Source organism: Aquirufa sp. A-Brett2-15D (assembly GCF_054558735.1).
Map to the genome: position 1 here is coordinate 516,312 of NZ_JBSKFT010000002.1, position 13,105 is coordinate 529,416.

11 protein-coding genes and 1 tRNA gene are annotated in these 13,105 nt (G+C 44.0%); 3 read left to right on the top strand and 9 right to left on the bottom strand.

The window, feature by feature from the left end; translation table 11 throughout:
- Positions 1–141 precede the first annotated feature (141 nt).
- A tRNA-Val gene (locus ACST14_RS07530) sits at positions 142–216 on the bottom strand.
- 148 nt (positions 217–364) lie between these two features.
- Between ACST14_RS07530 and ACST14_RS07535 the strand changes: the two genes are divergently transcribed.
- Entirely contained in the window at positions 365–1,177 is an 813-nt protein-coding gene (locus tag ACST14_RS07535; RefSeq protein WP_459462192.1) for a TerC family protein, read from the top strand.
- A 54-nt stretch (positions 1,178–1,231) separates the two neighbouring features.
- Here ACST14_RS07535 and ACST14_RS07540 read toward each other — a convergent pair whose 3' ends face one another.
- The 8 genes from ACST14_RS07540 to ACST14_RS07575 form a co-directional block, all read right to left on the bottom strand.
- Positions 1,232–1,645 carry a thioredoxin family protein gene (locus tag ACST14_RS07540; protein WP_459462194.1) on the bottom strand — a complete coding sequence of 138 codons (414 nt, stop codon included), beginning with the start codon at positions 1,643–1,645 and terminating at the stop codon, positions 1,232–1,234.
- Between the two features lie 199 nt (positions 1,646–1,844).
- Positions 1,845–2,969 carry a DNA polymerase III subunit beta gene (gene dnaN / locus ACST14_RS07545; protein ID WP_459462196.1) on the bottom strand — a complete coding sequence of 375 codons (1,125 nt, stop codon included), beginning with the start codon at positions 2,967–2,969 and terminating at the stop codon, positions 1,845–1,847.
- Between the two features lie 107 nt (positions 2,970–3,076).
- Positions 3,077–4,735 (bottom strand): gliding motility-associated ABC transporter substrate-binding protein GldG, encoded by a 1,659-nt coding sequence (gene gldG, locus ACST14_RS07550; RefSeq protein WP_459462198.1) that lies wholly within the window; start codon positions 4,733–4,735, stop codon positions 3,077–3,079.
- Positions 4,736–4,795: 60 nt separating this feature from the next.
- Positions 4,796–6,913, bottom strand: coding sequence for a peptidylprolyl isomerase (locus ACST14_RS07555; RefSeq protein ID WP_459462200.1), 2,118 nt, complete (start codon positions 6,911–6,913; stop codon positions 4,796–4,798).
- A gap of 96 nt (positions 6,914–7,009) precedes the next feature.
- Positions 7,010–8,134, bottom strand: a complete 1,125-nt coding sequence (locus ACST14_RS07560; RefSeq protein ID WP_459462202.1) for an aspartate aminotransferase family protein — start codon at positions 8,132–8,134, stop codon at positions 7,010–7,012.
- 127 nt (positions 8,135–8,261) lie between these two features.
- A complete protein-coding gene (gene argC, locus ACST14_RS07565; RefSeq protein WP_459462204.1) occupies positions 8,262–9,203 on the bottom strand; it encodes an N-acetyl-gamma-glutamyl-phosphate reductase in 942 nt (313 codons plus the stop codon).
- Between the two features lies 1 nt (position 9,204).
- Positions 9,205–10,398 (bottom strand): argininosuccinate synthase, encoded by a 1,194-nt coding sequence (argG, locus tag ACST14_RS07570; RefSeq protein WP_459462206.1) that lies wholly within the window; start codon positions 10,396–10,398, stop codon positions 9,205–9,207.
- A gap of 7 nt (positions 10,399–10,405) precedes the next feature.
- Positions 10,406–11,068, bottom strand: coding sequence for a GNAT family N-acetyltransferase (locus tag ACST14_RS07575; RefSeq protein ID WP_459462208.1), 663 nt, complete (start codon positions 11,066–11,068; stop codon positions 10,406–10,408).
- A 202-nt stretch (positions 11,069–11,270) separates the two neighbouring features.
- On the opposite strand from ACST14_RS07575, the gene aat reads away from it, so the two are divergent.
- Together aat and proB are read left to right on the top strand one after the other, a co-directional pair.
- Positions 11,271–11,879 (top strand): leucyl/phenylalanyl-tRNA--protein transferase, encoded by a 609-nt coding sequence (gene aat / locus ACST14_RS07580; protein WP_459462210.1) that lies wholly within the window; start codon positions 11,271–11,273, stop codon positions 11,877–11,879.
- Positions 11,880–11,892: 13 nt separating this feature from the next.
- Positions 11,893–12,921, top strand: a complete 1,029-nt coding sequence (gene proB / locus ACST14_RS07585; protein ID WP_459462212.1) for a glutamate 5-kinase — start codon at positions 11,893–11,895, stop codon at positions 12,919–12,921.
- The last annotated feature ends 184 nt before the right edge of the window (positions 12,922–13,105 follow it).

Below are 13,105 nucleotides of genomic sequence, written 5' to 3' on the forward strand. Positions count from 1 at the left end.
GGATTGATCGATTTGAACGTACTCCTTGACAAATTGATAACGTTTTTTAAATGAAATTTCACCTTAAATCTCACTCGCGCTACCCACTCCGCTACTCCTCCCGTATAATAAAAAAAACCACCTCGTTTGAGGTGGTTTCTGTGGTCCCACAAGGATTCGAACCTTGGACCCCCTGCTTGTAAGGCAGGTGCTCTGAACCAGCTGAGCTATAGGACCATTTTCTTGAATTGGTTTGCAAATATCTTATTTTAATTTAAAATATGCAAATCGGTCTTTGAAAAAACTTGATTTTTTTTGATTCAGAGGCACTTTTCATTGATTATCTGCTTGAAACACACCATCTTTACAGCTGAAAAATAATTTTATGGAATCATTGCTTACAGTAGATAGTATTATCAGTTTATTGACGCTGACGTTTTTGGAGATCGTATTAGGAATCGATAACATCATTTTTATTTCGATTACGGCCTCTCGCTTGCCTAAAGAGGAGCAAGGCAAGGCGCGCAACATAGGTCTATTGCTGGCGATGGTATTCCGGATTGTCCTGTTGTTTGGTATCTCCATCCTGATTTCCCTGCAGCAACCCTTCCTGCACATCCAGTCGAAATGGTTCCAAGCAGCACCCTCTGGTCAGGCGATCATCCTGTTAGCAGGTGGCCTATTTTTGATTTATAAAGCGACGAATGAAATTTTCCAAAAACTAGAAGGAGAAGAACACGAAATCTCCACCACTAAGAAGGCCGTTCATTCAGTAGCCACGGTCGTCACCCAAATAGCCCTCATTAACCTTGTCTTCTCTGTAGACTCCATCTTAACCGCCATAGGCCTAACAAATGACATAACGGTCATGATCATCGCCGTAGTCGCTTCAGCCATCATCATGATGGGATTCTCAGGCCCCGTAGGCCGTTTTGTGAACAATCACCCGTCCTTACAGGTTTTGGGACTATCCTTCCTCATCATGATCGGTTTCATGCTCATTGCTGAAGCCAGCCACGACTCTGAATTGACCATCCTAGGCAATTCCATCGGATCCATACCGAAAGGGTATTTATACTTCTCTATCGCCTTCTCCCTTTTAGTTGAATTCATCAACATCCAGATGCGCAAACGCTCTACGAAGAAGATCGAAATTAACGATATGAAGAACCAGGCGGAGAAGGAAGGGATTATTTAATCTTGAATTATACAGCAATAAAAAAGCCCCAGATCGGGGCTTTTTCTATTTCAATTACTTGATGCTTTTCGCAATCGCTAGCAGCTCTTTCGCGCCACCCTGCGGAAGACCTAAGACCTTCTTCTTTACTTTACCTGAAGCGTCTAAAAAGAAGACAGTAGGATAACCTTCTAAAGGATACATATTCGCTAAAGCTGGGCCTTCGCCTGCTTCCATGTCTACACCGATAGAAACGAAGTTCGCGTTAATGTAAGCGCCTAATTCTGGGTTAGGGAATATTCTAGTCTTCAAGACCTTGCAAGGTCCACACCAGGTCGTATACGCGTCGAACATGATGCCTTTGTTCTCTTTCTTGGCTTTGGCCATCGCTTGTCTGAACGTTCCTTCGAAGAAACGTACACCAGCTGGCTCGTCTTGCGCGATTGTGGTTAAGGAGATGGAAAGGAGGGCAATTAGTAAGTATTTCATAACATTTTTATTTTAAAGCATAGAGCATAAAGCACAAAGAATAAAGATGGTTAAAAAATGAGCCTTTGGCTTCATTTTTTAGGTTTCAGTAGAAAAAAAACACTTCTGAAGTTATCCCCGTAGGGGATACCTACTCTATGCTTTATTCTTTATGCTTTATTCTTTGAATGTTAAATTCTTACAATTAGAACGGAAGGTTTTAATTGTAAGAATTTAACATTACCGGCATAACCAGCAACAACACATCCTCATTCTCATCTTGATCCGACGGAATGATTAAACCAGCCTTGTTAGGCTCGCTTAATTTAATGTCCACGAATTTCGCTGAAAGGTTGCTTAATAATTCTGAAACTAATTTCGCGTTGAAACCGATCTCCATCTCTTTTCCTGCATAGTCGCAAGCTAAGACTTCGTTCGCCTCGTTCGAGTAATCTAAATCTTCTGCTGAAAGCGTCAGCTTGTTTGCTGACAATTTCAAGCGGATTTGGTGAGTTGTCTTGTTTGAGTAGATCGAGATACGTTTTACCGAGCTCAAGAACTCTAAACGGTTGATGGTTAAGATCTCGTTATTTTCTTTCGGGATCGCGTTCTCGTATTCTGGGAAGCGCTCGTCGATGATGCGGCAGATAAGGGAGAAGCTTTGGAAACTAAAAAACGCATTCGACGCGCTGAATTCTACCGTTACATTCGTATCATCTGCGGGAAGAGTGGATTTTAATAGGGCCAAAGCCTTCTTAGGCAATATCAAACTACTCTGCGCCTCCGGACGAATATCGTTACGACGGTAACGCACAAGACGGTGACCATCTGTTGCTACGAAGTTCGTGTGATCGCCCATCATTTGGATTAAAACACCGGTCATCGCTGGACGCATATCGTCGTTCGAAACTGCTAATAAGGTATTCGCAATCGCTTCGCCTAAAACCATCGATGTCAAAGAAATCGTTTGATTCTTCGCTACTTCAGGAATACGTGGGAAGTCGATGGGATTTTCGCCTGAAAGCTTGAAACGACCGTTTTGGGTAGCTATTTCTGCACCGAAAGTCGCCTGATCTGCTGAGATCGTCACCGGCTGCTCCGGTAAGCTACGTAAGGTTTCTAACAATAAACGCGCGGGTAAAGCGATAGATCCGTTCTCGAAACCTTCCACCTCTAAACGCGTCGTCATTACGGTTTGCAAGTCTGATGCCGTTAAGATCAAGGTATTGCCCTCTAATTCCACTAAGATGTTCTCTAAGATGGGAATGATCGGGTTACTCGCAACCACGCCATTGATGGCTGATAATTGCTTTAAAAGGACATTAGAGGCGACTAGAAACTTCATTATATATTAGCTTTATGATACGTGTAAAAGGGTTTTCGACAGGATGCCGTTCAAACCTTGAAGTTAAAATAATTTAGGCTTTCTACCAAAGCTTTTGGCATTTGTATTTACTGATTGTATTTGCGCTTTCGATAAAAGACCACCGCTAAACTCAGAAGCGTTGCAAAAAGTAATGGCACAGCGATGTTAATCACTTGGTAGAAGGTGCCGTCTGCTTGGATTTTGGCCTTATCTAAAGGACGCAACTTAATCGACTTAGAACGGGCTAAAAGGGGCGAATTATCATCTAATAAATACGTAAAGGCATTCAAGATGAAATCCTTATTCGCAAAGGTATTCTTCATGAAGGGGTCAAAACCCAGCGGCATAGCCTGCTTCGCCTGATAATCCACGCCATTCACCGCCACATCGCCATCTGAAATCAAGATGATGGCAGTTGCTGACTTACCGGAAGCCACAAAACTCGTATCCTGCGTCAAATGCTGAAAAGCAGATTCGAACTTTCCTTCGACCAGATAAGCAGCTGTTTGAACGCCTGCAGTATAAGCGGCTGGATCAAAATCCTTGCCAGCAGAACTGAAGGACAGTAAAGATGGGGCTTTGGCTAACTGCGTATATTGACTCGTTTTCAATAAGGCGGTTTTATGCAAGGCAACTCCTGAAATGGTATCTATCGTCGAAACAAAGCGACCATAAATCGCATCCAGGTTTTTCGTGATTATGTGCTGCGGATTCCCATTTAACAAGGGGAATGCTGGCCAGGGCATTAATTGGATATTGGGCTTATTGCCCATATTCCCCACATTTAACGGGATCATGCCGGAGAGTTGCGCATCCTTCACTAGGTTCGCATTAATACGTAGACCATAATGAAATAGGATATTTTCTAATCCGGTTTTGCGCGGGCTGATGGCTAAGCCCTGAGTCTCTAGCGTGTCGACCTTTACGCCGTCTACTAAGAAGATGGCCTTTCCGCCTTTGACAATAAACTGATCTATTTTATAGGCATCCGATTCGCTGAATTCGCGGGTCGGTTGTAGCACACAGATCCCGTCTAAGCCGTCTAAGGTAGGGGAGGCCGCTAAGTCGACCGGGAACAGGTCATATTTGCGTTTTAAGCTATTGATTAGATCGATCTGAGCAATCGCCGGGGTAGCCGAATATTCGACGAAGAAACCGATCTTCTTGCGTTCCTGCGGTAGCAATGTTTGAATCGCTTGAACGATCTCAAATTCCAAGCCCTCGATTGATTGATTGATAATCTCTTCCGGGCTCGCTAATTTATTTCCCTTTAACAAAAGCACCCCCGTTTTAAGGGCGCCCTTCGAAATAACAAGACCAGGAAAAATCAGCTGTTGTACCTGTTTGCCATTGTCCTTAGAAACAAGATTCGTGGGCGGAATACCTAGGGAATCTAAAGTTTTCGTTAAGGAGGCACGGGCTTCCTCGGTGGGATACTCCTCATAAACATCGATGACCTGTATTTCGATGTTGGACGAGCTCACGGATTTCATATCGGCGAGTAAGTCCAAAGTCTCTTTTTTCAGACGCTTAAAACCTCCCGGTAAATCATCCCCGCCTAAATAAACCTGTACCTTTACCGGCGCATCGATGCTCTCTAAGATGACTTCACTCGATTCGCTCAAGGTATATTTACCATCCTCACTCAGATCAAAACGTCCGCGCACAAATGGGCTTAACGCAATCAGAAGGACTCCGATTCCGATTAGGTAAAATGCGCCAAAACGTTTCAAATGTTTGATCATCTTGTTAAACAAGAAAAGCATCCTTTACAGAATGCTTTTCAAAATTAAAATTAGAAAAGATTAATAGAACTTGTAGCGTTTGTCTACAATATTCGCATTTTCTTTAATGGCTTCGTTGATATAGAACGATGAACGTTGTGTGTTCATCATTTGGATTTGATTCTTAAAGCTAGAGTAATCCGCTAAAGCTGGAGCAGTTAATTCCCCCGTTTTCTCCGCGATAAACACACCGTTATCACCTACGAATACTTTCGAACGCTTACCGTTTTTCAAACCAGCAATACGACCTAAAGCCACTGCATCAGGACCAGCCGTATTCAACATACCGCCAGCTAAGGTAACATCTTGAACGTTTTCTACTAAAGCACCCGCGCCATAAGCCTGTGCGATTTGCTCTAATGAACCAGTCTTATTGGCTAATTTCTTCGAGACTAACTCCCCTTTCAATTGATTACGAACCATTGCCGTTAATTCGATACGGAAGTCTTCTACTTTCACATTCTCTTTTTCAGACTTACCAGTGACATAAGCCACGATGTATTGAGAATCTTGCTCGAATACTTTCTTAGAACCATCGCCCACTGAAGTATTGTCATCAAATGCCCAACGTACGATTTCACGTGCATTCGCTAAGTTATTCACAGCAGACGCATTCTCCGTTAAACGATCAGCGCGCATCATAATTAAGTTTCTATCTTTTTTCAAAGCCACCTCGAACGAAGCTAAGTTGCCATTTGAATTGGCAAAAGCATCAGCCGTCGTGAACACTTTGTCCATCGTCGCTTGAGAAGGAGCAATCGTTTTATTGATCGCTGCTAACTTATAGCTCGTATTTGTTTTCGCATCCGTCACCTTCACCACGTGGAAACCGAATTCAGTTTCTACTACACCTGGCATTAAACCAGCACCAGCATAACCGAATAAAGCTTTCTCGAATGACTTAGCCATTCCACCGTTATTTTTAAAGTATCCTAAATCACCACCTTGTTGTGCAGTGCCGTCCATTCCATTCATTTGGGCCAAAGTCTCGAAGCTAGCGCCTCCTTTAATTTGCGCCAAAATACCTTCCGCACGTGTTCTCGCTTGCGCCTTCGCCGAATCCGTCTTATTCGCAGGTGCGATTAAGATATGGCTAGCACGCATCGTAAACAACGTATCTTTCTTCACACCACCGTATTTGTAAATCGAATACGTTAAGCCACTCTTAAATGGACCATAGATACCACCCGTTTGGAAAGTCGCTAACTGTGACTTCACATCCTCAGGAATCTCCGAATAAGAAACTAAATAAGGAGTACGCACATCTGAATTCAACATCGCAAAAGCCGAATCATTTTGCGCTACCGCTAAATCCTTCGCTAATTGCTTGATTTGATTATAAAACTCTACCGTATCTTGTTTCGCAGGAATCACCGGGAAAGTCACATATTGAATCGAACGCGTGTTCGTTCCTTTGAACTCATCCTTATGCTTCGCTAAATATTCTTCTAATTGTGAATCTTGTACCTTAATGCTCGAATCAGCGATAGAGAAGAAAGGAACGTATAAGAATTTCGAATTAAACTTAGCTGTTTGCGCTTGGTATTCCTTCGCTGCATCCGCCTGAGTCACATAGCTAGACATACGCATCAAGTTCTCATACTTAGAACGAAGACGATCTTGAGCGATTGATTTCTCAAAACGATCCCAAGCTTGTTGCTGCTCTACTGGTAATGTTTTTAAATTCTTCAAGAATTGAATAACAAATGTCTTGTCGAATTGACCCGTTTGTGGGTTAGTGAATTGCTGGCGAACCGATGGGTGGATATTATTTCCTTGCACCATGTCGATTAATTCTTCGTCAGAAACCTTGATTCCTAAAGCATCGAATTCTTTCTTGTAGGCGATGTCTAAAATTAATTGGTTCCAAACTTGATCGCGAATCATGCTTGCCTCTTGCTCAGTTGGACCCTTGCCCGTTTGAGCTGTATAATTCTGAGTAGCTTCTTCTACTTTCTTTTGAAAATCTTGAATCTTGATACTCTCCCCCGCGATTACTCCCACTTCTTGCGAGCTAGACCCGAATAAAGATGAATTGCCTTGGAAAATATCACTTCCTACTAAGAATAAAACTAAACTGATAGCAATTGCTGCCGCCGCTATTCCTGACTTCTCTCTGATTTTTGTAATTAATGCCATTATAAGGATAAATAATTGTTTTTACTCTCTATTTTACTCTTGTATTTTGAACAAAAGAAACGCAAAATAATCACATTTCTAGTTCAAAAGCAAGGGTTAATTTGCTAAAACTGTTTTTAAACTTTGTAAAAATTGATCTGCAATTTTCTGATCGATCGCTAAGCTCGGTAAAAGACGTAGCGTATGCTTTCCAGAATAACCGCAGAATATATGTTCTTTAAATAATAAAGCATCTCTAACGGCCACCACAGGCTGTTCCACTTCAATCCCGATCATTAACCCGCGACCTCTCACTTCCGTGATTCCCTGGATGCCTTTCAATTCTTTTTGAATATAATCGCCCATCCTAGCCGCATTCTCAATTAATTTTTCTTCTTGAATCACATCCAGCACCACATTCGCTGCCGTACACGCTAAATGATTTCCCCCAAAAGTCGTCCCCAACAAACCATAACTAGCCTGAATATGCGGCGCAATCAGCACTCCACCTACCGGGAATCCATTCCCCATCCCTTTAGCAGTCGTCATCATATCCGGATGAATCCCCGCAAACTGATGCGAGAAAAACTGCCCCGAACGACCATAACCACACTGCACCGAATCCAAAATCAATTGCGCCCCCGTCTCATCACAGCGCTTTCTCAACGCCTGCAAAAATTCATTACTCGCTACCTGAATACCACCCACACCCTGAATTCCTTCCACTATCACCGCCGCTGTTTCCTCCGTAATTTCCGCCTCTAAACCCTCCAAACCATTAAATGGCAAGAAACTCACATGCGACGTATCATTAATCGGCGCCACAATGCTCGGATTATCCGTCACTGCCACCGCCCCAGCCGTACGACCGTGAAAAGCTTTCGTGAAGGAAACCACTTTCTTGCGACCCGTATGAAACGATGCTAATTTCAACGCGTTCTCATTCGATTCCGCCCCAGAATTCGTCAAAAACAAGGTATAATTCTCATATCCTGACACACGACCCAGCTTCTCCGCCAGCTCCTGTTGTCCAGAAATGATAATGGAATTCGAATAGAAACCGATGTGATGAAGCTGCTCCGCCATTCGCTTCACATAGGTAGGATGCGAATGCCCGATGGAAATCACCGCGTGACCCCCATATAAATCCAGGTATTCCTGCCCATTTTTGTCCCATACCGTACTTCCTTTCGCTTTTACAAGCTCAATGTCGTAGAGGGGGTATACGTTGAATAGATTCATATTTCAAATTTCAAAGCAAAAAGTTTAAATTCCAAAGGTGCATTTCATGAATTCATCCGCGCAGCGGATTCTATCTTTTTGCTTTGCTCTTTGCTCTTTGGTATTTACAGAAGATTTAGGATTAAAGTTAAAAGCCTCCAGCTTTTAGCTTTAATCCTAAATCTTCCTCCCACCCCAGCATCAAATTCATATTCTGAACCGCTTGGCCGGAGGCGCCTTTAATCAAGTTATCGATGACGGAGCTGATGAGGATTTGGCCCTCATGCACCTGTAAATGAAGAAAACACTTGTTCGTATTCACCACTTGTTTCACATCCACCGCTTCAGGGCTGAGGAAAACGAAGGGCGAATTTTCGTAGAAATCTTCGTATAATTTTTCGGCTTTTTCCTGCGTTCCGCTATAAGCTGTGTACACATTCGCCATGATCCCGCGCGTAAAATTTCCGCGGTAGGGGATAAAATGGATGGCCTTTTTAGTGCCTAATGTCTGTTTAATTTCTGCCAAATGTTGGTGTGTAAACGCCTTATACACACTCACATTATTATTTCTCCAGGAGAAATGACTCGTAGGTGAAAGCGATTGTCCTGCGCCAGTGGAGCCAGTAATAGCCGAAACGTGTACGTCCTCGGTGATTAAACCGGCCTTTGCGAGCGGCAAAAGGGCTAATTCGATAGAAGTGGCGAAGCAGCCGGGGTTCGCGATTTTGGTAGCGGATTGGATTTTTTCTTTTTGGAACTCCGCTAAACCGTAGACAAAGCCCTCGGATTCATCACGGAAGTCCGTGCTTAAATCAATGATTTTCGTGTGCCAAGGAATGTTGTTTGCGGCTAAGAATTTTTTGGATTCACCGTGGCCGGAACACAAGAAAAGGACGTCTACGGGGGTTAGATCTTTAACAAATCGAAGATGCGTAGATCCTAATAAATCGGTATGCACGTCAGAAATTAATTTTCCTGCCTGTGAATTCGATAAAATACTAGTCAAATGCACGTCTGGATGATTCACCAAGATTCTTAGTAATTCACCACCCGTGTAGCCTGCGGCCCCTACGATTCCGATCTTTGCCATCTTATTTTTCGTTTACCTTCCGGTGTATCATGGTTTGGTTAGATACGATTTTAGAGAATCCTCTCACATCGTCTCCAGACCAAGCTTTATTCATTTCGCCGTATGCCCCAAAAACCGACGACATCAAATCGAATTTCGATTCCATTCCCGTCACTTGGAACTGATAAGGCGCTAAAGTCACGTAAACCGTTCCCGTCACATTTCCTTGCGAATCCGCCAGGAATGTTTCGAAATTACGCATAACAGGCTCTAAGAATTGGCCTTCGTGCAATAAGGTTCCGTACATATCACCGATGTTTTGTTTCCAATACAACTGGTGTTTCGTTAATACATGTTTCTCTAATAAATGGTGCGCCTTAATGATGATCAAAGGCGCAGGAGCCTCGAAGCCCACACGTCCCTTTATCCCGATGATCGTATCGCCCACGTGGATGTCACGGCCGATCGCAAATGCACCCGCTCTTTCGGTTAATTCGCGGATAGCCGCCACCGTCGAAGGGAATTTCTTTCCATCCAAACCGACTAGTTGACCTGCTTCGAATTGTAAGCTGATTTTCTCGGGTGCGGTCTTCGTTAATTGCGTAGGCCAAGCCTCTTCAGGTAAATAACCATCAGATGTCAAAGTCTCTTTTCCACCCACTGAAGTACCCCAAAGGCCTTTATTGATCGAATAGGTCGACTTATGCCATTCTTGAACAACGCCTTTTGACTTTAAAAATTCAATTTCATCCTCCCGTGATAATTGCAAATCGCGAATCGGTGTAATGACTTCGCATTCAGGTGCTAAGATGCGGAAGACCACATCGAAACGAACTTGGTCATTTCCGGCACCTGTACTTCCGTGTGCGATGGCTTTGGCACCTAATTTGGCCGCATACTTAGCGACTGCTGTCGCCTGAAAAACACGCTCAGCGGATACAGATAGGGGATAAGTGTTGTTTTTTAAGACATTGCCAAAAACCAAATACTTCAAGCAATCCTGGTAATATTCCTCCACCACGTCTAAAGTCACGTGCGAAGTCACACCTAAAGAAAAGGCCTTCTCCTCGATCGCTTTCAATTCCGCTGGCGAAAATCCACCTGTATCCACGAGCGCCGAGTGCACTTCCATGCCGCGCTCTTCCGTTAAATATTTCACGCAAAAGGAGGTGTCTAAACCACCACTAAACGCTAGAATTACTTTAGGCTTGCTCATAATTTATCTATTTTACCTTCTTCTTGAAAGGCAGTAATAATTTCTCTTTAAACTTCTTTAAACGCGTAAAATCGGCCATATTCTTCAAGAATAACCACTTTTCGTCTTTCTCTTCGGGTGATTTTTTATCAGGATTCTCCGGATCAAAAATCATTCCCGTACACAAACAGATCTTGCGTTCCGTCCGCGTCAGGATGTCAAAATTCACACACGACTCACATCCCTTCCAGAAATTATCGTCCACCGGTAATTCCGCAAAGGTCGTAGGTTCATAGCCTAAATCGGAATTAATCTTCATAACGGCTAACGAAGTCGTGATACCAATGATTTTAGCCTCTGGGAAACGTTCGCGAGATAATTCAAATGCGCGTTCTTTTACCGCCTTTGCTACGCCAAATTGACGGTAGCTCGGCTTGACAATTAATCCAGAGTTAGCCACAAACTTGCCGTGTTGCCAGGTTTCCACATAACAAAAACCTACAAAAGAGCCATCTACGTCATCGGTCGCAATGATGGCTTTTCCTTCGGACATCTTTTCTTTAAGGTATTCGGGAGTACGCTTGGCAATTCCAGTTCCGCGAGCCTTGGCTGATTCAGCCATCTCGTGGCAGATGGATTCGGCTAGGGCGAAATGTTGATCGCTAGCCACTTGAACTGTATATTTATTCATGAATGGACGAAAATGGTAAGAATGAGACAAATTACACACACCTTCTGGGTATCAGACCCGAAAGATGAATCGTCTCCTTCGTCGGAGAATAGATGTGCTGTAATAATTTGAATTAGTAAAGGTCATTCTTTAGATTTGTCACGGTTAAGGGTCGAATTTCGGTAAATCTTCGTTTAAATCCCAATAAACCCAAAATTATTTGATGGAAGACCCCTTGCCACTAACTGCTGAAGCCCTCGTCTACGCCTATGCGTCCGGCGTATTTCCGATGGCGGAAGAGACTGGAGAGATACTTTGGTATAGCCCAGATCCCCGGGCGATCATTCCCATCGACAGCTACAAGCCGGCTAAATCACTCAAACCCATCATCAATCAGATGCGTTTTGAAATTCGGGTAAATACCAGTTTTGAACAAGTGATGCGCAATTGTGCCTTACCTCGCGCTACGGAGGAGGAAACCTGGATTTCGGAAGAGCTCGTCCAGGCTTATACTTCCTTACACAAGATGGGTTTAGCGCATTCGGTGGAAGCCTGGCAAGACGGAATTTTAGTGGGAGGATTGTATGGTGTGGCGTTGGGAGGCGCCTTTTTTGGCGAATCGATGTTCTCTTTAGTTTCTAATTCATCGAAAGTGGCCTTTCATTATTTGGTCCAAATCCTGCGCGAACAAAACTACTCCTTACTCGATTCCCAATTCATGAACGACAACGTCTTGCGTTATGGCGCCATCGAAATTCCCCGTTCAGAGTACAAAAAAAGACTCGCCAAAGCCTTAAAATGTACCTGCGACTTTCAGAAACCCACTATTTAACGTAGATTGCGGCATGTCTAAGCCCATCCTTGTCATCAAATTCGGATCCTCTTCCATCACCCACAAAAACGGGGAGGTAAACGAGCAGACTTTGGAGAAGATCGCGGCACAAGTTTCAAGCCTCACAAAAGACTACCACATCGTCCTCGTCTCCTCCGGAGCCGTCGCCGCAGGCAAGGCATTTTTACTGAACTACAAAGGCACACTTTCCGAAAGAAAAGCCGCCGCAGCGATCGGAAACCCCATCCTTATCGCAAAATACAACCAGTATTTCTCAAAATACGGCATCGCCATCGCTCAATCGCTTTGCGAACGCCACCATTTTTCGAATCGCGAATCCTTCCTTCAACTGAAGGAAACTTATACCGAACTTTGGAAAAGCAACGTCATCCCCATCGCAAATGAAAATGACGTAGTCTCGAACACCGAACTAAAATTCTCTGACAACGACGAACTCGCGACCTTAATCGCGACCGGCTTTGGCGCAGAAAAACTACTCATATCGACCTCGGTCGGAGGCCTTTTAGACGCAAACGGCGAAATCATTCGCCATATCTCTAAAATCGATGCCTCCACTTTATCCGTCGTCTCCTCCGACACCTCATCGACCGGTTTAGGCGGCATGCTCTCTAAACTCACCTTCACCAGTCTCGCCATGCGCCTAGGCATCAAGGTCGTGATTTTTGGTCTAGATCAAGCCGGCGGAATCGTCGACGCACTCCATGAAAAAATAGGCACCATCTTCGAAGCCGGCAAAGCCAGCTTAACCGCCCGCCAAAAATGGCTCGCCGCAGGCAGCCTCATCACCGGCAAAGTTGTCCTAGACAAAGGCGCCGTAAAAGCCATCAATTCCCGCAAAAGCCTTTTATCCGTGGGCATCACCGAAATCGTAGGGGATTTTGTCAAAGGCGAAGTAATTGAATTATTAGATTCCACGAAAACTCCATTTGCGATAGCTCGGGCGAGATGCTCGAAGGCGGAGCTGGAAGGGGCGTCAGGTGGGGTGGAGGTGGCAAATGCGGACGACATCGTACTAACGTAATTTTCAAAGACCAAAGCAAAAAGTTCAAAGTCGGTATCCGCTTCGCGGATTCGTGTGAGAAATGTTTTGTTCTTAAAGCAAAAATGGGACCTGAGTCCCATTTTTATCCAACTTTATTCTTTGTGCTTTATGCTCTATGCTTTAAATCTATACTCTCTACTCTATTATCTACTGTCCACCGACC

Bases quoted from the DNA above. Each gene is read 5' to 3' on its own strand.
- ACST14_RS07560 (WP_459462202.1), bottom strand. From the start codon at position 8,134: ATGAATCTATTCAACGTATACCCCCTCTACGACATTGAGCTTGTAAAA.
- ACST14_RS07540 (WP_459462194.1), bottom strand. From the start codon at position 1,645: ATGAAATACTTACTAATTGCCCTCCTTTCCATCTCCTTAACCACAATC.
- aat (WP_459462210.1), top strand. From the start codon at position 11,271: ATGGAAGACCCCTTGCCACTAACTGCTGAAGCCCTCGTCTACGCCTAT.
- gldG (WP_459462198.1), bottom strand. From the start codon at position 4,735: ATGATCAAACATTTGAAACGTTTTGGCGCATTTTACCTAATCGGAATC.
- proB (WP_459462212.1), top strand. From the start codon at position 11,893: ATGTCTAAGCCCATCCTTGTCATCAAATTCGGATCCTCTTCCATCACC.
- ACST14_RS07555 (WP_459462200.1), bottom strand. From the start codon at position 6,913: ATGGCATTAATTACAAAAATCAGAGAGAAGTCAGGAATAGCGGCGGCA.
- argG (WP_459462206.1), bottom strand. From the start codon at position 10,398: ATGAGCAAGCCTAAAGTAATTCTAGCGTTTAGTGGTGGTTTAGACACC.
- ACST14_RS07575 (WP_459462208.1), bottom strand. From the start codon at position 11,068: ATGAATAAATATACAGTTCAAGTGGCTAGCGATCAACATTTCGCCCTA.
- dnaN (WP_459462196.1), bottom strand. From the start codon at position 2,969: ATGAAGTTTCTAGTCGCCTCTAATGTCCTTTTAAAGCAATTATCAGCC.
- argC (WP_459462204.1), bottom strand. From the start codon at position 9,203: ATGGCAAAGATCGGAATCGTAGGGGCCGCAGGCTACACGGGTGGTGAA.
- ACST14_RS07535 (WP_459462192.1), top strand. From the start codon at position 365: ATGGAATCATTGCTTACAGTAGATAGTATTATCAGTTTATTGACGCTG.